Annotated in this window: 22 protein-coding genes and 1 pseudogene; 18 read left to right on the plus strand and 5 right to left on the minus strand. The window is 71.2% G+C overall.

Features of this window, described 5'->3' with window-relative positions; genetic code table 11:
• Positions 1-18 precede the first annotated feature (18 nt).
• The 4 genes from AB0F11_RS19450 to AB0F11_RS19465 are packed head-to-tail and all read left to right on the plus strand — an operon-like array spanning position 19 to position 3,163.
• The gene (locus AB0F11_RS19450) at positions 19-1,476 is read left to right on the plus strand and encodes a menaquinone biosynthesis decarboxylase (RefSeq protein WP_362174957.1); all 1,458 of its coding nucleotides are present in this window, start codon (positions 19-21) and stop codon (positions 1,474-1,476) included.
• Positions 1,473-1,955, plus strand: a complete 483-nt coding sequence (locus tag AB0F11_RS19455) for a hypothetical protein (protein WP_362174959.1) — start codon at positions 1,473-1,475, stop codon at positions 1,953-1,955. The genes AB0F11_RS19450 and AB0F11_RS19455 overlap by 4 nt, the downstream gene beginning before the upstream one ends.
• On the plus strand, positions 1,952-2,875 hold the full coding sequence (gene mqnP / locus AB0F11_RS19460; RefSeq protein WP_362174962.1) for a menaquinone biosynthesis prenyltransferase MqnP: 924 nt from the start codon (positions 1,952-1,954) through the stop codon (positions 2,873-2,875). The genes AB0F11_RS19455 and mqnP overlap by 4 nt, the downstream gene beginning before the upstream one ends.
• Positions 2,876-2,899: 24 nt before the next feature.
• Complete coding sequence (locus AB0F11_RS19465; protein ID WP_362175097.1) at positions 2,900-3,163, plus strand: Uma2 family endonuclease; 264 nt, start codon at positions 2,900-2,902, stop codon at positions 3,161-3,163.
• On the opposite strand, the gene AB0F11_RS19470 is transcribed toward AB0F11_RS19465, so the two are convergent.
• Complete coding sequence (locus AB0F11_RS19470; protein ID WP_362174965.1) at positions 3,156-3,776, minus strand: rhomboid family intramembrane serine protease; 621 nt, start codon at positions 3,774-3,776, stop codon at positions 3,156-3,158. The genes AB0F11_RS19465 and AB0F11_RS19470 overlap by 8 nt on opposite strands.
• A 97-nt stretch (positions 3,777-3,873) precedes the next feature.
• Between AB0F11_RS19470 and AB0F11_RS19475 the strand changes: the two genes are divergently transcribed.
• Positions 3,874-4,554 (plus strand): UbiX family flavin prenyltransferase, encoded by a 681-nt coding sequence (locus AB0F11_RS19475; protein WP_362174968.1) that lies wholly within the window; start codon positions 3,874-3,876, stop codon positions 4,552-4,554.
• A gap of 20 nt (positions 4,555-4,574) precedes the next feature.
• Here the strand turns inward: AB0F11_RS19475 and AB0F11_RS19480 are convergent, their stop codons facing one another.
• Positions 4,575-4,715, minus strand: coding sequence for a hypothetical protein (locus AB0F11_RS19480; RefSeq protein ID WP_361909697.1), 141 nt, complete (start codon positions 4,713-4,715; stop codon positions 4,575-4,577).
• Positions 4,716-4,838: 123 nt separating this feature from the next.
• Here AB0F11_RS19480 and AB0F11_RS19485 point away from each other — a divergent pair, with 123 nt between their 5' ends.
• From AB0F11_RS19485 to AB0F11_RS19515, 7 genes are all read left to right on the plus strand, one after another.
• Positions 4,839-5,294, plus strand: a complete 456-nt coding sequence (locus AB0F11_RS19485) for an Lrp/AsnC family transcriptional regulator (protein ID WP_361909695.1) — start codon at positions 4,839-4,841, stop codon at positions 5,292-5,294.
• A gap of 88 nt (positions 5,295-5,382) precedes the next feature.
• On the plus strand, positions 5,383-6,546 hold the full coding sequence (gene mqnE / locus AB0F11_RS19490; RefSeq protein WP_362174971.1) for an aminofutalosine synthase MqnE: 1,164 nt from the start codon (positions 5,383-5,385) through the stop codon (positions 6,544-6,546).
• A 116-nt stretch (positions 6,547-6,662) separates the two neighbouring features.
• On the plus strand, positions 6,663-7,187 hold the full coding sequence (locus AB0F11_RS19495; RefSeq protein ID WP_362174974.1) for a GNAT family N-acetyltransferase: 525 nt from the start codon (positions 6,663-6,665) through the stop codon (positions 7,185-7,187).
• Positions 7,188-7,336: 149 nt separating this feature from the next.
• Positions 7,337-7,642: a DUF4229 domain-containing protein gene (locus AB0F11_RS19500; RefSeq protein WP_362174977.1), complete on the plus strand. Its 306-nt coding sequence runs from the start codon at positions 7,337-7,339 to the stop codon at positions 7,640-7,642.
• A gap of 377 nt (positions 7,643-8,019) precedes the next feature.
• Positions 8,020-9,339: a dicarboxylate/amino acid:cation symporter gene (locus AB0F11_RS19505; RefSeq protein ID WP_362175099.1), complete on the plus strand. Its 1,320-nt coding sequence runs from the start codon at positions 8,020-8,022 to the stop codon at positions 9,337-9,339.
• A gap of 173 nt (positions 9,340-9,512) precedes the next feature.
• Positions 9,513-9,950, plus strand: a complete 438-nt coding sequence (locus AB0F11_RS19510; protein WP_362174980.1) for a hypothetical protein — start codon at positions 9,513-9,515, stop codon at positions 9,948-9,950.
• On the plus strand, positions 9,947-10,837 hold the full coding sequence (locus tag AB0F11_RS19515) for a hypothetical protein (protein ID WP_362174982.1): 891 nt from the start codon (positions 9,947-9,949) through the stop codon (positions 10,835-10,837). Before AB0F11_RS19510 ends, AB0F11_RS19515 begins: the two co-directional genes overlap by 4 nt.
• Before the next feature lie 16 nt (positions 10,838-10,853).
• Here AB0F11_RS19515 and AB0F11_RS19520 read toward each other — a convergent pair whose 3' ends face one another.
• Positions 10,854-11,174, minus strand: coding sequence for a hypothetical protein (locus tag AB0F11_RS19520; RefSeq protein ID WP_362174985.1), 321 nt, complete (start codon positions 11,172-11,174; stop codon positions 10,854-10,856).
• Between the two features lie 133 nt (positions 11,175-11,307).
• Between AB0F11_RS19520 and AB0F11_RS19525 the strand changes: the two genes are divergently transcribed.
• The gene (locus tag AB0F11_RS19525) at positions 11,308-11,964 is read left to right on the plus strand and encodes a hypothetical protein (RefSeq protein WP_362174988.1); all 657 of its coding nucleotides are present in this window, start codon (positions 11,308-11,310) and stop codon (positions 11,962-11,964) included.
• A 494-nt stretch (positions 11,965-12,458) separates the two neighbouring features.
• Complete coding sequence (locus AB0F11_RS19530) at positions 12,459-13,343, plus strand: helix-turn-helix domain-containing protein (protein ID WP_362174990.1); 885 nt, start codon at positions 12,459-12,461, stop codon at positions 13,341-13,343.
• A 5-nt stretch (positions 13,344-13,348) separates the two neighbouring features.
• On the opposite strand, the gene AB0F11_RS19535 is transcribed toward AB0F11_RS19530, so the two are convergent.
• Positions 13,349-13,942 (minus strand): TetR/AcrR family transcriptional regulator, encoded by a 594-nt coding sequence (locus AB0F11_RS19535; protein ID WP_362174993.1) that lies wholly within the window; start codon positions 13,940-13,942, stop codon positions 13,349-13,351.
• Between the two features lie 100 nt (positions 13,943-14,042).
• On the opposite strand from AB0F11_RS19535, the gene AB0F11_RS19540 reads away from it, so the two are divergent.
• A complete protein-coding gene (locus AB0F11_RS19540) occupies positions 14,043-15,266 on the plus strand; it encodes an alpha/beta fold hydrolase (RefSeq protein WP_362174996.1) in 1,224 nt (407 codons plus the stop codon).
• A gap of 67 nt (positions 15,267-15,333) precedes the next feature.
• The gene (locus tag AB0F11_RS19545) at positions 15,334-15,726 is read left to right on the plus strand and encodes a nuclear transport factor 2 family protein (protein WP_362174998.1); all 393 of its coding nucleotides are present in this window, start codon (positions 15,334-15,336) and stop codon (positions 15,724-15,726) included.
• A gap of 18 nt (positions 15,727-15,744) precedes the next feature.
• On the opposite strand, the pseudogene AB0F11_RS19550 reads toward AB0F11_RS19545, so the two are convergent.
• Positions 15,745-16,347, minus strand: a pseudogene (locus AB0F11_RS19550) (hypothetical protein); the annotation flags it as partial.
• Between the two features lie 130 nt (positions 16,348-16,477).
• Between AB0F11_RS19550 and AB0F11_RS19555 the strand changes: the two are divergent.
• The gene (locus AB0F11_RS19555; RefSeq protein ID WP_362175000.1) at positions 16,478-16,825 is read left to right on the plus strand and encodes a GntR family transcriptional regulator; all 348 of its coding nucleotides are present in this window, start codon (positions 16,478-16,480) and stop codon (positions 16,823-16,825) included.
• The gene (locus tag AB0F11_RS19560) at positions 16,822-17,766 is read left to right on the plus strand and encodes a DUF1648 domain-containing protein (protein ID WP_362175003.1); all 945 of its coding nucleotides are present in this window, start codon (positions 16,822-16,824) and stop codon (positions 17,764-17,766) included. The genes AB0F11_RS19555 and AB0F11_RS19560 overlap by 4 nt, the downstream gene beginning before the upstream one ends.
• The last annotated feature ends 154 nt before the right edge of the window (positions 17,767-17,920 follow it).

The raw sequence follows: 17,920 nt of genomic DNA on the forward strand, positions 1-17,920 counted from the left end.
TGACGGATACTGGCCCCTATGGCTTACGACGATCTCCGCTCGCTGCTCCGGGCTCTGGAGCGGGAGGGCGACCTCAAGCGCATCAAGGCCGAAGTCGACCCGTACCTGGAGGTCGGGGAGATCGTCGACAGAGTGAACAAGGCCGGCGGCCCGGCCCTGCTCTTCGAGAACGTCAAGGGCTCCTCCATGCCCCTGGCGATGAACGTCTTCGGCACCGACCGCCGCCTGCTGAAGGCCCTCGGCCTGAAGTCGTACGGCGAGATCAGCGAGAAGATCGGCGGCCTGCTCAAGCCGGAGCTGCCGCAGGGCTTCATCGGGGTCCGCGAGGCCTTCGGCAAGCTCGGCTCGATGGTCCACGTGCCGCCGAAGAAGGTGAAGCAGGACGCGGCCCCCGTCCAGGAGGTCGTCCTGACCGGCGACGACGTCGACCTCGACGCGCTGCCCGCGCTGTTCACCTGGCCCAAGGACGGCGGCTCCTTCTTCAACCTGGGCCTGACGCACACCAAGCACCCGGAGACGGGCGTGCGCAACCTCGGCCTGTACCGGCTGCAGCGCCACGACAAGCGCACCATCGGCATGCACTGGCAGATCCACAAGGACAGCCGCAACCACTACGCCGTCGCCGCCGCGCGGGGTGAGCGGCTGCCGGTCGCGATCGCCTTCGGCTGCCCTCCGGCCGTGACCTACGCGTCCACCGCGCCGCTGCCGGGCGACATCGACGAGTACCTGTTCGCCGGGTTCGTGGCGGGCAAGCGGATCGAGATGGTCGACTGCAAGACCGTCCCGCTCCAGGTGCCGGCCAACGCCGAGGTCGTGATCGAGGGCTGGCTGGAGCCCGGGGAGATGCTCCCCGAGGGGCCGTTCGGCGACCACACCGGCTTCTACACGCCGCAGGAGCCGTTCCCCGCGCTGAAGATCGACTGCGTGACGATGCGGAAGCGGCCGCTCCTTCAGTCGATCGTGGTCGGCCGACCGCCGACGGAGGACGGCCCGCTGGGCCGGGCGACGGAACGCTTCTTTCTGCCCCTGCTGAAGATCATCGTCCCGGACATCGTGGACTACCACCTGCCGGAGTCGGGCGGCTTCCACAACTGCGCGATCGTCTCGATCGACAAGAAGTACCCCAAGCACGCCCAGAAGGTCATGCACGCCATCTGGGGCGCCCACATGATGTCGCTGACCAAGCTGATCATCGTGGTGGACAAGGACTGCGACGTCCACGACCTGCACGAGGTGTCCTGGCGGGCGCTGGGCAACACCGACTACTCCCGGGACCTCACCGTCGTCGAGGGCCCGGTCGACCACCTCGACCACGCCTCGTACCAGCAGTTCTGGGGCGGCAAGGCCGGCATCGACGCCACGAAGAAGCTCCCCGAGGAGGGCTACACCCGTGACGGCGGCTGGCCCGACATGGTCGAGTCGGACCCGGCCACGGCCGCCCTCGTGGACCGCCGCTGGAAGGAATACGGACTGTGAGTACCGCAATGGGTGGACCAGGGCTGTTCATCGGTGGCGACACGACGTTCATGCTCCTCGTGCGTCCGCGGCTCGACCCGGCGGACCCGGGTGTCCGGGCGGCGGCCGAGCAGGCCGGAGTCTCGGCGGAGGAGTTCGCGGGACCGGGTGACGTGTGGGCCCTGGTGCTGGACGACGGCTTCGAGGCCGACGGCGGCTTCGAGCTGCCCGGCGTTCGCGATGCCGAGGTCGACGACTTCGCGGAGCGTCTGCAGGCCGCGCTGGGCACCGGCGGGCCGTTCACCGTCGAGGCCGGCTCCGTGCTCCGGCTCGACGCCCGCCCGAAGACCGACGCCCGTGGGGGCGAGGGGTACGAGTTCACGGTGCACGCCACCCCGCCCGAGCCGGAAGGGGCACCCACGGTCTCCCTGACGACGGCTGCCTTGCCCACCGCCGGACTGCTGGCCGACCTCGAAGAGTTCCGCCGGAGCCTCGCATGACGACCGCCGCCGACGGGGTCATCGGCCCCGGGCCCGCGCCGCAGGCCCCCGGCCGGGTGAAGGCGTTCCTGCGACTCGTGATGATCGAGCACTCGGTCTTCGCGCTGCCCTTCGCCTACATCGCCTCGCTGACCGCGATGTACCAGGTCGACCGCACCGTGCACTGGGCCGAGCTGCTGCTCGTCACCGTCTGCATGGTGGGCCTGCGGACCTTCGCGATGGCCGCGAACCGGATCATCGACCGGGAGATCGACGCCCGCAACCCCCGCACCGCGGGCCGCGAGCTGGTCACCGGCGCGGTGTCCGTGCGCTCGGCGTGGACCGGGGCGGGCATCGCGCTGGCGGTGTTCCTCGGGGCGGCGGCGCTGCTGAACCCGCTGTGCCTGGCGCTGGCCCCGGTCGCGGTGGTCCCGATGGTGGTCTACCCGTACGGCAAGCGGTTCACGAACTTCCCGCACGCCATCCTGGGCCTCGCCCAGGCCATGGGCCCGATCGGGGCCTGGCTCGCCGTCACCGGGACCTGGTCCTGGGACGCGGTGATCCTGGGCCTGGCGGTGGGCGTGTGGATCGGCGGATTCGACCTGATCTTCGCCTGCCAGGACGTGGCCGCTGACCGGGCGGACGGGGTCAAGTCGGTCCCGGCCCGCTTCGGCGTCCCGGCGGCCCTGTGGGGCGCCCGCGGCGCACACGTCGTCACCACGGCCCTGCTGGCCTGGTACGCGGTGGCCACGGACGCGGGCGTGCCGTTCTGGATCGGCCTGGTGATCGTGGTGGCCGCGTTCCTGTACGAGCACACCATCGTCACCCCGCACGACCTGTCCCGCCTGAACCGCGCCTTCTTCACGGTGAACGGTTTCATCGGGATCGTCCTCTTCGTCTGCGCCCTGCTGGACCTCGCCCTGCGGGGCCTGTCGCTCTAGCTCGACTCGCCCGACCTGATCGAGCTGGCGGTCGAGGTGGTCTTGCCGAGCAGCATCCGCAACGACTACGAGGTCAAGGACGAGGCGTACGCGCGGCGCGGCATCCCGCACTACCTGATCTTCGACCCGTACAAGGCGCACTGCGTGACCCTGTGGAACCCGGGCCCGGACGGGTACCGGGGCCGGGACACCATCCCGTACGGCGGGACCGTCACGGTCGAGACCGGCATCGGCAAGCTCGCCATCGACACCTCCGGGCTGCCCGTGGACCCCTCCGCCGTCAGCTGATCAGCCGAGGCCCCGCCGGGCGGGTCGGCGCCGGGCGGCGGTGGTGGATCGCGGTGGCGATGCCGGCCGCGAGGCCGCACAGGTGGCCCTGCCAGCTGACGCCCTCGTGGATCGGCAGGACGCCGGTGAGCATGGTGCTGCCCCAGACAGCGGCCACGCCGAGCGACACGGCGACGCCGAGGACCCTGCGCTCCACGAACCCGCGCACCAGCAGGTAGCCGAAGAGGCCGAAGACGACCCCGGAGGCGCCGAGCGTCATCGTGTTCGGCGGCGAGATCAGCCAGGTGCCGATGCCCTCGGCCAGGATGATGATCCCGCACACCGCGAGGAAGCGGCGGATCCCGGACAGGGCCGCGATGAAGCCGAGGACCAGCAGCGGGACGCTGTTGGAGGCGACGTGGTCGAAGCCGAAGTGGAGGAAGGAACCGGTGACGATGCCGGTGAGGCTGTCGGGGTCGCGGGCCACGACACCGTACTGGTCGAGGGCGTGCCCGGTGGCGTAGTCGACCGCCTCCAGGACCCACAGCAGGGCCACCCAGCCCAGCATCAGCTTGGCCGCGGCCTTGGTCCGGTCGCTCTGGCTCCATTCCGGCTCGATCGTGCTGCTGCTCATTGGCTTCGCCCCCTGTGTGTGGTGCACCGTTCCCCCGGGGAACGTCCGGCACCCCTTAACGAGTGCCCGCGCGGCGTGGCCGGATAGTCTCGTAGCCATGACTGAGCGCAAGCGCACCCCCTGGGTGGTGGGGGTTTCCGGGGCTTCCGGGACGCCGTACGCGGCTTCGGTGATCCGAGGGCTGCTGGCGGCGGGCGAGAGTGTGGACCTGGTGGTGAGCCGGGCCTCGCGGCTGACCCTGCTGGACGAGACCGGGATCGCCTTCCGCGACGCGCACTGGCGCGAGGACCTGCGGGAGTGGCTGGCCCGCGGCGCGGACGGCAAGCCGGGGACGTTCCAGGTGCCCGACGGGGACGTCCGGTACTGGGCCGCGGGGGACCTGGCGGCCGGGCCGAGCTCGGGCTCGTACCCCGTCAAGGGGATGCTGATCGTGCCGGCGTCCACGGCCTGCGTGGCCGGGGTGGCGCTCGGGCTGTCGAAGGACCTGCTCCAGCGCGTCGCGAGCGTGACGCTCAAGGAGCGGCGCCGGCTGGTGGTCGCGGTGCGGGAGACCCCGCTGAACGGGCAGACGCTGAAGCACCTGGTGGCGCTGGACGAGGCGGGCGCGGTCGTGCTGCCCGCCTCTCCGGCGTTCTATGCGGGTGCGACGCACATCCAGGATCTGGTGGATTTCGTCGCGGGGCGGGTGCTGGATGCGGCAGGGGTGCCGCACCGGCTGTACCGCCGGTGGGAGGGGGAGCTCGGTGGCTCCCGCCCCCGGGAGGCAAGCGGTGACTAGAGCGAGAGGGAGCGGCGCGACTAGCGCGAGCGCTTCTTCGCCGTGTGCGGCTTGCGGGTCTTGTCGACGCGGTGGGCGGCGGCGGGCTGGTCGGTGCGGGATCGGTTGGCCAGCTCCTGGAGCTGTCGCATGTGCGCGTAGGCCATCTCGATCGTGTACACGGGTGAACCACTCCTGAAGATCGTCATTGATCTGTTGAAAGATTCACAGGGTGTTGACCCTGTGTGCCTTTGATTCTATACGTAAACTTGCGGGATCGCCGAACAATAGAAGGGTCCAGGTAGATGGACGCGGTGGATAGGCAGCTCATCCAGGCACTCCGGGAGAACGGACGCGCCTCGTACGCGGAGCTGGGCCGGCTCGTAGGCCTGTCCGGCCCCAGCGTCACCGACCGGATCAACCGGCTGGAGTCGGCCGGCGTCATCACCGGCTACCGCGCGACCGTCGACGCGGCCTCCCTCGGCCTCGGCGTCACCGCGCTGATCGGCATCTCCCTCTCCGACGCCGCCGACCACGAGGACGTGGCCCGGCGCCTGCGCGACCTCGCGGAGATCGAGGACTGCTGGTTCATCGCGGGCGACGACTCCTACATGCTCAAGGTGCGCGCCAGCGACGTGGACGGCCTGGAGAAGATCATCCGCAAGCTCTCCGGCACCAAGGGCGTCTCCCGCACCCGTACCACCATCGTGCTGTCCACGAAGTGGGAGAACCGGGTCGGCGAACTGCCCGAGGAGCGCTGAGAGTACGGTTGCAGGATCGGGCGCGCCCCGCAGGGCGCCCCGCAGGGCAGAGCTGGACAGCAGGAACCTAAGAGGAGGCGACCGGCCGATGGACGCTGGGCTCAAGCGTGAGCTGGAGGAGAAGGTCCGCTCCGGCGAGCGGCTCACCCGTGAGGACGGCATCGCCCTCTACGAGTCCGACGACCTGGCCTGGCTCGGGGGGCTCGCCCACGAGGTGCGCACCCGCAAGAACGGCGACGTCGTCCACTTCAACGTCAACCGCCACCTCAACATGACGAACGTGTGCACCGCCTCGTGCGCGTACTGCTCGTTCCAGCGCAAGCCGGGCGAGAAGGACGCGTACACGATGCGCATCGAGGAGGCCGTGCGCCTGGCCAAGGCCATGGAGAGCGAGAGCCTCACCGAGCTGCACATCGTCAACGGCCTGCACCCGAGCCTGCCGTGGCGCTACTACCCGCGCTCGCTCTCCGCGCTGAAGGAGGCGCTGCCGAACGTCTCGCTGAAGGCGTTCACGGCGACGGAGATCCACCACTTCGAGACGATCTCCGGTCTCTCGGCGTCCGAGATCCTGGACGAGCTGATCGAGGCCGGCCTGGAGTCGCTCACCGGCGGCGGCGCGGAGATCTTCGACTGGGAGGTCCGCCAGCACATCGTCGACCACAAGACCCACTGGGAGGACTGGTCGCGCATCCACCGCCTCGCGCACGAGAAGGGCCTCAAGACCCCGTGCACGATGCTGTACGGGCACATCGAGGAGCCGCGCCACCGCGTGGACCACGTGCTGCGGCTGCGCGAGCTCCAGGACGAGACCGGAGGCTTCCAGGTCTTCATCCCGCTGCGGTACCAGCACGACTTCGTGGACATGAAGGACGGCAAGGTCCGCAACACCCTCCAGGCGCGCACGACGATGGCCACGGGCGCGGAGGCGCTGAAGACCTTCGCGGTCTCGCGCCTGCTGTTCGACAACGTCCAGCACGTGAAGGTGTTCTGGGTGATGCACGGCGTGCAGACCGCCCAGCTGGCGCTGCAGCACGGTGCGGACGACATGGACGGCTCGGTCGTCGAGTACAAGATCACGCACGACGCGGACAACTACGGCACCCCGAACAAGCTGGGCCGCGACGACCTGCTGGACCTGATCCGCGAGGCGGGCTTCCGGCCGGTGGAGCGCAACACGCGCTACGAGGTCATCCGCGAGTACCCCGGCCCGGACGCGGGCCTGCGCGAGACGCCGCAGGCGATGCGCGTCTGACGGCGACGTCGGCGCCACTGGATGGCTGATGTGGGGAAGGCCCCGGTCCCATGAGGACCGGGGCCTTCTCGCGAATTCCGTTGCCGGACACCGCGTGTAATGGATAACCTCGCCCGGTGCCTCTTACTTTCACCTTCGACCCGGTCGTCGATCCCGCCCTGCGCGAGGGGATGGTCGCGCTCTGGACGGACGTCACCAACGCCGGCGGCGCGGTCGGGTTCGTGGCGCCGGTCACCGCGGACGACATCCGCCCCGAGATGGTCAAGCACCTCGTCGCCATGGCCGAGGGCCGCCACCGCCTGGTCGTCGGCCGGGACGCGGACGGCCGGGTCCGCGCCTGCGCCTTCCTCGCCCTCAACGCGCACCGGCTGATGGCCCACTGGGCCTGGGCCTACACCGTCATGGTCGACCCCGTCCTCCAGGGCCGGGGCGCGGGCCGCGCCCTCATGGAGGCCGTGGCCGACGCCGCGCGCACCGTCGGCGGTATCGAGGCCATCCGGCTCTCCTGCCGCGGAGGCCTCGGCCTGGAGCACTTCTACGCGGCCTGCGGCTACAAGGAGGTCGGCCGCGTCCCCGACGCCGTCCGCGTGGCCCCGGGTGACGACCGCGACGAGATCACGATGCTGCTGCCGCTCCACTGAGGCGGCGGGGCCGTGGCCGTGGGGTGCCCGCACGGTGTCCGATCTGCGGCTCGTGCCCGAGGATGACCCCGGCGGCGCCCGGGGGAGGGCGGTCGTGCTTCACTGGACGGGCACCTGACGCGAGTACCGACGAGAGAGAAGGGGTCACCGTGTCCTTCAAGCCGAGCGCGACGATCCGCTACACCGCGATGCGCCTGGGCATCTTCGTCGGATGCCTCGTCCTCGTGGCCGCCCTCGTCCACGTGGGCTGGGTGCCCGCGGGCCTGGGCGACGCCAACTTCGCCTGGGTCGTGCTGCTCGCGCTGGTGCTCTCCGCGCCGCTGTCCTTCGTACTGCTGCGCAAGCAGCGCGACGAGATGTCCGAGCAGATCGCCGGGCGCGTGGCGGGCGCGAAGCAGAAGCTCGCCGCGAACCGTGCGCAGGAGGACGCGGCCGACGACGCGGCCCGCGCGTAGGACCTGTCGGCCCCGCCCCGATCGGCTCGCTCTGCCCCCGATCGGCCGGTCGGCGGGCGGTTAGCTTCCTCACATATCGAAGCGCCCCAGTACCCGGGAACACCCCGGTGCACTGGGGCGCTTGCGTTGTCCGGGGCCGGTAGCGGGGCTCTTGCGGACCTCTGGCTCAAAGTACGCCTTTGAGGTTCTCAAAGGGAAAGTGTTAGCGTGTTAAACATGTTGACCACAGTTGCGCACGAAATGACCACGAGTGTCCCGCTCGTGGCGCGCCTGCACGTCGACCTCTGCCGCCGCGTGACCGCGGCCTGTTGCGGCTGTCGCTGACCCCGCCTTCTTCTTCCCCCCTGTTTTCCTCTTTGCGCATGACCCCCCGGAGAGTGTCCGTGTCCGCGACCCCTCAGGCCCCGGCTCCCGCCACCGCCAAGGCCTCCTTCAAGTTCCCCTTCTGGGCCCAGATCGTCACCGGCCTCGTGCTCGGCGTCCTGTTCGGCTGGCTCGCCCGCAGCCAGGACGTCAGCTGGCTCGCCACCACCCTGGAGAAGGTCGGCGACATCTTCGTCCAGCTGCTGAAGCTGGCCGTCGCCCCGCTCGTCTTCTTCGCGATCCTGGTGTCCATCACCAACCTGCGGAAGGTCAACAACGCCGCCCGCCTCGCCTCGCGCACGCTGCTCTGGTTCATGATCACGTCGCTGATCGCCGTCGGCATCGGCCTCGCGATCGGCCTGCTCACCAACCCCGGCGCGGGCACCGGCCTGACCCCGCAGGACGGCAAGCTGCCCAAGCGCACCGGCTCCTGGATCGACTTCCTGACCGGCATCGTGCCGAAGGACATCGTCACGCCGTTCACCGAGCTGAACGTGCTCCAGATCGTCTTCCTCGCCGCCGTCGCCGGCATCGCCGCCCTCCAGCTCGGCGCCAAGGCCCAGCCCGTCCTGAACGTGGCCGAGTCCGTCCTCGAACTGCTCCAGAAGGCCCTGTGGTGGGTCATCCGGCTGGCGCCCATCGGCACCGTCGGCCTGATCGGCACCGCGATCGCCTCGTACGGCTGGGAGCTCATCGGCAAGTACGCGACCTTCACCGCCGACGTCTACCTCGGCTCGGCGCTCGTGATGTTCGGTGTGTACCCGCTGCTGCTCGCCACCGTCGCCAAGGTCAACCCGATCCGGTTCTTCAAGGGCGCCTGGCCCGCGATCCAGCTCGCCTTCGTCTCCCGCTCCTCGGTCGGCACCATGCCGGTCACCCAGAAGGTCACCGAGCGGCTCGGCGTCCCGAAGGAATACGCCTCCTTCGCCGTCCCGTTCGGCGCGACGACGAAGATGGACGGCTGCGCCGCCATCTACCCCGCGCTCGCCGCGATCTTTATCGCGCAGATCTTCGACGTGCAGCTGACGGTCACCGACTACCTGCTGATCGCCTTCGTGTCGGTGGTCGGCTCCGCCGCCACCGCCGGCCTGACCGGCGCCACGGTCATGCTGACGCTGACCCTGTCCACGCTGGGCCTCCCCCTGGAGGGCGTCGGCCTGCTGATGGCCATCGACCCGATCCTGGACATGATGCGCACCGCCACCAACGTCGCCGGCCAGTCCCTGGTCCCGGTCGTGGTCGCGGCCCGCGAGGGAATCCTGGACAGGAAGGCGTACGACGCCGCCTCGTCCTCGCCGCTGGACGACCGCGCCCCGGTGGCGGCCGCCGCCTGACAGGCGCACCGCCCACCGGCGCCGCAGCCCCCGCCCCCGTCCGGGCGGGCGCTGCGGCGTTCCCGTGCCGGCCGTCCTGCCGGGTCGTTCGCGTGGCCGCAGGTGATGCATTAACTTGTCTGCTCTCGCGGGAAGTTCACCCGCGAAGGTGCCTCTGAGCGGGAGGAAGCAGGGTGCTGACGGAAGCACTGGAGATGCTGGCTGCGACGGGCGGAACCGCATTGGTGAGCGCGGCCGCGACCGATGCCTGGCAGACGACCCGCTCCGGCTTCACGAAGCTCTTGGGGCGCGGAGACGCGCAGGCCGAACAGACGGCTGCCGGTCGACTCGACCGCGTGGCTGCGGAGGTGAGCCGGGCCGCCGGTTCCCACGAGCTGGAGTCCGTTCGCAGCGACCTCCGGGTGGAATGGCGCGGTCGGCTGAAGGACCTCCTGGAGGAGCAGCCCGAGCTCGCGGCGGAGCTCCGCGAACTGATCGCCCGCGTCCAGGCCGAACTGCCTGCGACCCCGCAGACCTGGGTCCAGAACAACACCGCGCACGAGGGCGGGATCCAGAACATCACCCAGGGCGGCGACATCATCGTCGGTGACGTGACCCGGCGGCCGCGGTGACCGCCGCCGACCGGACCGAGGGCCCGGCCGCTGCCAGTCAGGGCAACGCCGCGCACGACGGCGGCATCCAGAACATCACCCACGGTGGAAACGTCTTCAACACCACCGTGTACCCGCCGGACGCCGGGCGTCGGGCGCGGCGGTTATCCGGCCGCAGTCTCGCCCTCACCATCGCCGCCACCACCGTGATCGCCGTGTCGGCCGCGATCCTCGCCCTCCAGTACGGCCCCCTGAAGACCGCGAACGCCGGCGGCGCCGGTCCTTCTGCGCCCGCCTCGCCCTCCTCCGCACCCCTGGCCCCGCCCGGCGGATCCGCCGCTCCTTCGGCCGCCCAGCCGTCCGGGTCCGTGTCGCCCTCTGCGGAGATTGCCGAGCAGGCAGGCGCCGCCGGTGCCGGCGGGGCGCAGCCGGCACCAGCCACAGGGCCGACACGCCGGTCGGCGACGCCCAGCTCCCCGTACCCGGCGGCCCAGAGCGTGGCCTGCGCCACCAAATGGTTTTCGACCACCATGCAGAACGTCGACATGCAGCCCTGCACCCAGGCGGTGAGCGGGACGGGAGCCGTCCAGTTCGGGGTCATGGTGCGGAACATGTCCACCGCCCAGGCGGTCGTCACGGTGTCCGTGGGGCCCGTGGTGACGGGAGTCCAGGGATCGTGCCCGATGCATCCGGAGCCGTGGCGGGAGGTCGTCATCGACCCGGGCCAGACCTGGTACAGCCAGCTCGGCCAGTGCTCGGTCAGCGAAGGGGTCAAGGGGCACCGGGTTCAGTCCTCGGGCAGGGTCGTCCCCGCCTCCGCCGGTGACACGGAACTCGCGAACGCCACCCTCCGGTACTCGCGCTCCTTCGACATCAGCACGAACGGCACGGCCAAGGCGGCCTACTGAGGCGCCCCCGGAGTGCTCAGCCCAGGGTTTCCCCACAGATGTACGCGATCAGCCCGAGGGCGAGGGGCGGGGCGAACCACCACGGGCCCATGGTCCGGCGCACGCTCGGGATCAGCGTGATCAGCAGCCCGAGCGCGCTCAGGCAGAGGGCGAAGAAGCAGGCGGCGGAGATGTTCGTGGCCCCGCGGTCGTTCACGCCGCCGGTCGGCTGGATGACCAGGGCGCCGTAGCAGCAGTAGCCCGCGAGCAGATAGATGAGCCCGAGCGGCACCCCGAGCACCCACTGCAGGCACCCCCGGTCCTCGGGCAGGTCGATGCTCTCGCGTTGGAAGATCATCGCGGTCTTGTCCCCGTTCTCGCTCTCGGCCCGTGTCGAAGACGCGGAAGGGGATCATGCGGTTCCGATCGCCCCTGGACGGCCTCCCCTATAGTCGATCGCTGTTGATCAACTGACCTTCCATGGAGGACTGGTGACGGTACGGGAGATACGTGCGGCGGCGCAGATGATCGGGCGGCGCAACGCGCTCCGCTACCTGGCCGTCGGGATCGGGGCCTCGCTGGTCGCGGCGTGCGGCGGCAAGGCCGAGGACGCCCTGCCCGGCACACCGTCGGCCCCCGGCGCGGACCCGGCCCCGGGGGGCGCCGCCGCCTCGTCGGCGGCTCCCGCCCCGGCGCCGTCCAAGTCACCGCTCGACCGTGCCTTCGACGCCTTCATCGGGGGCGCCTGGAAGATCGAGTCGACCACGCCGGGCAGCAAGACGGTGCACGGGACGGCCACCGTGACCGCGCCGCCGGGCGGGAACGGGGGCTTCACCATCGTCTGGGACGCAGACGGCACCCCCGTCACCTGGACCGGATCCTGGCTGCTGCGCGGCGGCCACCTGCGGTGCGACGTGTTCGAGGGCGACAAGGAGCTGAAGAAGCTCAGCGGCGGCGAGGCGCTCACCGTCCCGGCGACGGTCGGGCCCACGGTCTCGGTCTCCCTCCCCTGGAAGCCGCCGGGGGTGAAGGGCACGGGCGACGGCCAGCAGTTGAACGTGACCTACAAGGACAACGTCCTGCGGATCGTCCACAACGACGGCCACAACAGCGAGTCGGTGCACGTCTGCACCCGCGTCGGCGCCTGACGGCCGCGCCGCGCCGCACAGCTTCAGAGCAGCGCGGCGCGGATCCAGGCCCACGACGACGTGGGCAGCCGTCTCGATGTCACCGCGCATCCGGTCGTCACCCGGGAAAACGGCTGGAAGGTCTTGGGCCCGGCCGGGGCGCGGGGGGCCGCGATGCGGTGGGCTTAGACGCCAAAACGCCAAGGGACTTGGGTGAGAAACCCACCCAACCCACCCCCACCGGCCCCCGTCGCCCGGATGGGTGAACTGTGCCAACTGGGCTGGATTTGGCGCTGGTTGCCGGGCATATGCTCGGGCCCGACAGCAGAAGAAATGAGACGGCCCCCGACGGGACGGCAATCCCGGGCGAGGGCCTGACCAAGTAGGAAGTAACAGGCTTCCCCATGGCTCTCCAGCACCCTAGCGCGCGTTCGCGCGCAACGTCCCGTGTTCACGCCGGGACCGCCCGATCCGGTGTCGTTCACGTCAACACGAGGCATGCCAGTCACTTCACCGTGGTCGGCAATCACCTCGCCCAGCACCGCGAACTGTCGTACACGGCACGCGGCATCGCCTTGTACATCCAGTCGCTCCCGGCAGGGGCCGCGATCGGCGTCAAGGCGCTCGCCGGGCGGTCCCAGGAGGGCGAGGTCCGGGTCGCCGCGGCCTTGCGGGAGCTGGAGCAGCACGGCTACCTGGAGCGGCGGCGCGAGCGGCTGGCGTCCGGGCGGGTGGTGACCCGTACGTTCTCGTACAACAACCCGGGGGGTGTGGGCGTGGGCGGGGCGGTGCCGGCTCCGTCCTCGGCCTCCTCCCCTGCCTCTTCCCCTGCCTCGGCTCCTCCTGCGCCGCCGCCGGACGAGGATGCCGTACGGGAATCGGCGCCCGAGTCGGAGGCCGAGCCAGAGCCGGAGCCGGAGCGGCAGTTGTCCCCGCCGCCGGTGGCGGAGCCCGGCTCGGGATGCGCCGCCGAAGCGCCCGCCGCGCACTCCGTGCCCGCGGCGCTCGCCGGAGTCGCTGCCCAGCTGCTGGCCGGGCTGCGGCGGTACGACCCGCGGCTGCTGCTGTCCGAGCGGGAGGTGCAGCGGCTCGTGCCCGGGGTGTCGGTCTGGCTGGAGCGCGGGGCCGAGCCCGAGGCCGTCGCGCGGGTGCTGTCCGCGGACCTGCCCGACGGGCTGCGCCACCCCGCGGGCTTGCTCGCGCACCGGCTGGCCGAGCTGCTTCCGCCGTACCTGCCGCCGGTCACGGCCACCGCCCCGGCCGTGCGGCCGTACGTGCCGCCGGACCCTTGGCAGGACTGCGACGGCTGCAAACGCGTCTTCCGCGCCCCCGAACCGGGCGGCCGCTGCCGCGACTGCCGAGAACCCGGCGTTGCGGGGCCCGCCGAAACGGCGGCGTAGTTGCGTCAAGCCGTGTCCGGCGCGCTCGTGGTGCCGAGCAGTCTGTCCACGAGGAGTTGCGGGTAGCCGGAGGCCGGCGGGTCGATGCCGAAGATCGCCCGCAGGTAGAGCGGTGCGATGAGCTGGTCGAGGATCTGCTCCAGGGGCGGCGGGTTCTCGCCGCGGGCTGCGGCCCGCTCGCGGATGCGCTCGATGGAGTGGAGGCGGCGCTGGAAGTGCTGCGCGCGTTCCGCCTGCGCGTGGGAGCTGTTCGGCATGGACAGGGCCACGGCTCGTACGAGGAGGCGGCCCTCGGGCGTGCGGATGCTCGCCACGCCTGCTTCCGCCCAGGCAGTGAGGTCCCCACGCAGGGTGCCGGTGTCGCTCAGTGGCCAGTCGCGTTCGAGGCGGGTGGTGACCACGTCGGCCAGGAGCGCCTCGCGACTGCCCCAGCGCCGGTAAATGCTGGTGTGGTTCACCCCGGCGCGTTGCGCGATCGCCGGGATGGTGAGCTCTGCGCCCTCGGGTGCGGACAGCAGGTCGATGACCGCCTGATGGACGGCCGAGCGGACCTGCTCGGGGCTCTTGCGGATGCGCGCGGGCGGTTGCTTCGAAGTCACCCTCACATCGTAAGCACAGATGTTTGCTTAATGGCGCTCGGCGGGGCTACAGTCCTGCCGTAAGCACAGATCCGTGCTTAACGCCTGAGGAAGGTGCGCGATGAAACCGCTGCTGTTCCCGGACAACCCCCAGTTCTGGTACGAAACCCTGCGCTCGATGAGCCACATCGCCTACGGCGGCGCCGACTTCGGGGAGGTCGTCTCCACCAGCCGGCGCATCGTCGAGGGCGACTACGACAGCTGGCACGCCGAGTGGACCGCCACCGCAGACCGCGTGTCCGACGAGGCTGTGAAGGCGCTGGAAGCCGGCCACCGGGTCAGCGCCCGGGACGGGTTCCTGCGGGCGTCCAACTACTACCGTTCGGCGGAATTCTTCCTGCACGGTCACCCCTGCGACCCCCGCCACGACCACGCCTACGACCGCAGCGTCGCCTGCTTCCGAGCCGCCGCCGCCCTCTACACCCCGCGCATCGAGCCGGTCCGCATTCCCTACGAGGGCACCACGCTGCCGGGCTACCTCTACCGCGCCGACACCACCGGCGCGCCGCGGCCGACCCTGATCATGCACTCCGGTTTCGACGGCACCGCCGAAGAACTCCACTTCAGCGGCGCGCTGGCCGCCGTGGAGCGCGGCTACACCGTTCTGGCCTTCGACGGCCCCGGCCAGCCCGGCCCCCGCCACCACCAGGGCATGGTCTTCCGCCCCGACTGGGAGAACGTCATCACCCCCGTGATCGACTTCGCCGAGACCGTCCCGGAGGTCGACAACAGCCGTATCGCACTGCTCGGTTCCAGCATGGGCGGCGTCCTCGCGCCGCGCGCGGCCGCCTTCGAGTACCGCCTGGCCGCGCTGATAGCCCTCGACGGCGTCTACGACCTCGGCCGGATATCAGTCCGCAGCATCCCCGGCGACCGCGAGGAAGCCGAACGGCTCCTGCGCGCCGACACCGCCCCCGAGCTCGACGCCGCGTTCGAACAGCTCCTCGCCCAGGACGCCACCGCGCGCTGGGCGATCAACCACGGCATGTACGTCATGGGCGTCGACACCCCCCGGGCCTTCAGCGCCTCCTACCTCGACTACACCCTCGGCGGCGGCATCGCCGAGCAGATCCAGTGCCCCACCCTCGTCTGCGACGCCGCCGAGGACGAATTCTTCAAGGGCCAGCCCGAACTGCTCTACGAACACCTCACCTGTCCCAAGACCCTCATGGTGTTCACCGCCGAGGAAGGCGCCGGAGCCCACTGCCACCCCGGCGCCATGCGCCTCTCCCTCGCCCGCATCTACGACTGGCTCGACAGCACCCTCGCCCATGCGGGCGCCTGAGGCCCCGGCCGGCTCACCGCGTACCGCCGCGCATCCCTCTCATCCGAAGCTGCCCGAAGGACTCCTCATGACCCGCACCGGCATCAAGGCTGCTCTCACCGACCTGCTCTTCAACGAGGACGTCACCCTGGAGACGGCCGCCGACCGCCATTTCACCCCCGACTACCGCCAGCGCACCGACGGAGCGTGGGCCGACCGCGCCGAGTTCCTCGACCACATAGCCCACCTGCGCACGCTCGTCGCCGGCGGCGAGGTCGAGGTCCACGAAGAGCTCTACGACGGCAGCAAGTACGCCGACCGGCACACCTGCCACATCACGAAGAAGGACGGCTCCACCGTGAGCATGGAGGTCTACGTGTTCGCCGACCTCGCCCCGGACGGCCGCTTCCGGCGCATCGAGGAGACCACCCTGATGCTCAAGGGGTCCGACGCCGACCGCAATCTCGGCAGCGCCCGCTGACCCGGCCATCCCGGCCCGGGCGGCCTCGATGTCGTCGGGGTACGCGGCGAGGACCTTGCCGAGTTCGGCGCCGTCGAGCATGGCCAGGTTGGCGCCCTCGCCGTTCGGGGCTGCGAGGTGGGCGTCACCGAGCAGGGTCACCCCCCGGCGCCCGGTCCCAGCGGTGCCCGGCCGGCAAGGCGTGGGGGCGCAGTACGGGCGGGAGGTCGGCGGTCGTGATCAACGCGGTGAGCTCCGGCGCCCAGCCTCGAACTCCCGCGCAATGCGCGCGGCTGCGGCGGGGGCATCGGTGAAGTCGATGCGGGCGAACCAGTCCTGCGGCCTGGACAGCGCCACGTACGCGTGCAGGGTGTCACCGCCCTCCCGGTGGGCGAAGATCTCCTTGCCCGGGCGCGGGATCCGGCGCAGCTCCCCTTGCTGCACCTCGGGACGTCCGCCCGTGCCGTAGTCGGCCGTCTCGTGCAGGACGGTCCCGTCCTGCTCGACGAGCCGCATCGTCTGGCGGCCCTCGATGACGATGGCGCGGAACTCGTCCATCAGGCCGGCCGCCTTGAGGGCGAGCCGCCCGTTGTGGGCGTGGATGTCGAGCATCCCGCCTCGGGGCCGACCGCCCGGTGCGCTCCGGCGGCCGTTTCCCGGAAGGCGTCAGCCCCCGCCGACAAGCCGCCGACATGGGTCCGACAGCCCCTGATGGACGACCGGCACCCACGCCACCGCTTATGAACGGAATGGTGCTACCTTCAATGGCATCATGTTGCTGAAGCTGAACACCGCGGACCACCGCCCCCTGCACGAGCAGGTGGCCGGGGCGATCCGGCGGGCCGTCGCCGAGGGGGAGTGCCGTCCCGGCGACCGGCTGCCGCCCGCGCGGGACATCTCGCAGGCGCTGGGGGTGAATGCCAACACCGTCCTGCGCGGGCTGCGCGCCCTGCGCGACGAGGGGCTGCTCGAATTCCGGCGGGGCCGCGGGGTGACCGTGGCCGAGGGGGCGGACCTCAGGTCGGCGCTGGTGGAGCGGGTCCGGGAGCTCGTGGCCGACGGGGCGCGCCTGGGGTACAGCAAGGCGGATCTCATGGAGATGGTCGAGGGGGTGCCGTGAACGGTGTGGTGAAGCGTCGGGTGGTGGCGTTCGGTTGGGGCGCCGGGGTGCTGGCGTTACTCGTGGCGATGCCGGTGGCCGCGAGCGGGCGGCTGCCGGACCGGCTGGCGACCCACTGGAGCGCGACCGCCGGCGAGCCGGACGGGTCCATGCCGCTGTGGGGTGCCGCGCTGTTCCCGGCGGTGATCTGGGCCGTGCTCGCCCTGGGTGTCGCGGTGTTCGTTCGGCACCGGCGCGCCGCCGCCGGTGTGCTGGTCGGGACCGGTGCGCTGCTGCTCGGGGCGCAGGCTTCGGTCGTACGGGCGAATCTGGACCGGGCGGACTGGCGGGATGCCCGCTCGGCGGCGGGCTCGGTGGCGGTGACCCTCGCGGTGGCTGCGGGGGTCGGGCTGCTCGCGGCGCTGGCCGCCCGTGAGGGGCCGGTCCCGGCCGAGGGGCCGGCGTACGAGTCGCCCGGCATGGACATCCCCGCCGGGGAGCGGCGGGTCTGGTTGTCCCGTGCGGCGAACCCCTGGCTCCGCCTGATCGCGGTCGTCGCGGGGGTGGTGGCGACGGGCGGCGCGGTGGTCGCGCTGGGCGGGCTGATGGCTCCGCCGTGGGCGCTGATCGCGCCCTTCGCCCTGGTGTCGGCCTCGGCCTTCGCCTGCTCCTCGGTGCGGGCCCGGGTCACGGGGGAGATGCTGGAGGTGGCCTTCGGGCCGGTGGGGTGGCCCGTACGGCGGTGGGCCGCGCGGGACATCGAGTGGGCCCGCGTGGAGAACCGCACCCCCGCCCAGGTCGGCGGCTGGGGCTACCGGCTGAGCGGGCTGGGTACGACGGTGATGCTGCGCAGTGGTGAGTGCCTGGTCATCAGCTCCGGGGGAAAGGTCTTTGCGGTCAGCGTCGACGACGCCGAGCGCGGTGCGGCGCTGCTCAACACGCTCATCTCGTCCACCAGGTGATCCGGCCGCACTCGGGGCCGTGCCCTGGTCTGTCCCCCGGTCCGTCCCCCGGTCCGTGCCCCGGTCGTGAACGAACCCGTCGGGTTCGGTGAATCGGCCTGGTCGGGGGGTGGCCAGCGGGGTTACCCGTACGTAGATTACCGGCGGTAACTCC

Source organism: Streptomyces sp. NPDC032472 (assembly GCF_040636955.1).
Taxonomy (GTDB): domain Bacteria; phylum Actinomycetota; class Actinomycetes; order Streptomycetales; family Streptomycetaceae; genus Streptomyces.

Excerpts from the sequence above, each read along its gene's own strand:
- AB0F11_RS19450 (WP_362174957.1), top strand. The coding sequence starts at position 19 with ATGGCTTACGACGATCTCCGCTCGCTGCTCCGGGCTCTGGAGCGGGAG.
- mqnP (WP_362174962.1), top strand. The coding sequence starts at position 1,952 with ATGACGACCGCCGCCGACGGGGTCATCGGCCCCGGGCCCGCGCCGCAG.
- AB0F11_RS19470 (WP_362174965.1), bottom strand. The coding sequence starts at position 3,776 with ATGAGCAGCAGCACGATCGAGCCGGAATGGAGCCAGAGCGACCGGACC.
- AB0F11_RS19475 (WP_362174968.1), top strand. The coding sequence starts at position 3,874 with ATGACTGAGCGCAAGCGCACCCCCTGGGTGGTGGGGGTTTCCGGGGCT.
- AB0F11_RS19485 (WP_361909695.1), top strand. The coding sequence starts at position 4,839 with ATGGACGCGGTGGATAGGCAGCTCATCCAGGCACTCCGGGAGAACGGA.
- mqnE (WP_362174971.1), top strand. The coding sequence starts at position 5,383 with ATGGACGCTGGGCTCAAGCGTGAGCTGGAGGAGAAGGTCCGCTCCGGC.
- AB0F11_RS19520 (WP_362174985.1), bottom strand. The coding sequence starts at position 11,174 with ATGATCTTCCAACGCGAGAGCATCGACCTGCCCGAGGACCGGGGGTGC.
- AB0F11_RS19540 (WP_362174996.1), top strand. The coding sequence starts at position 14,043 with ATGAAACCGCTGCTGTTCCCGGACAACCCCCAGTTCTGGTACGAAACC.
- AB0F11_RS19545 (WP_362174998.1), top strand. The coding sequence starts at position 15,334 with ATGACCCGCACCGGCATCAAGGCTGCTCTCACCGACCTGCTCTTCAAC.
- AB0F11_RS19555 (WP_362175000.1), top strand. The coding sequence starts at position 16,478 with ATGTTGCTGAAGCTGAACACCGCGGACCACCGCCCCCTGCACGAGCAG.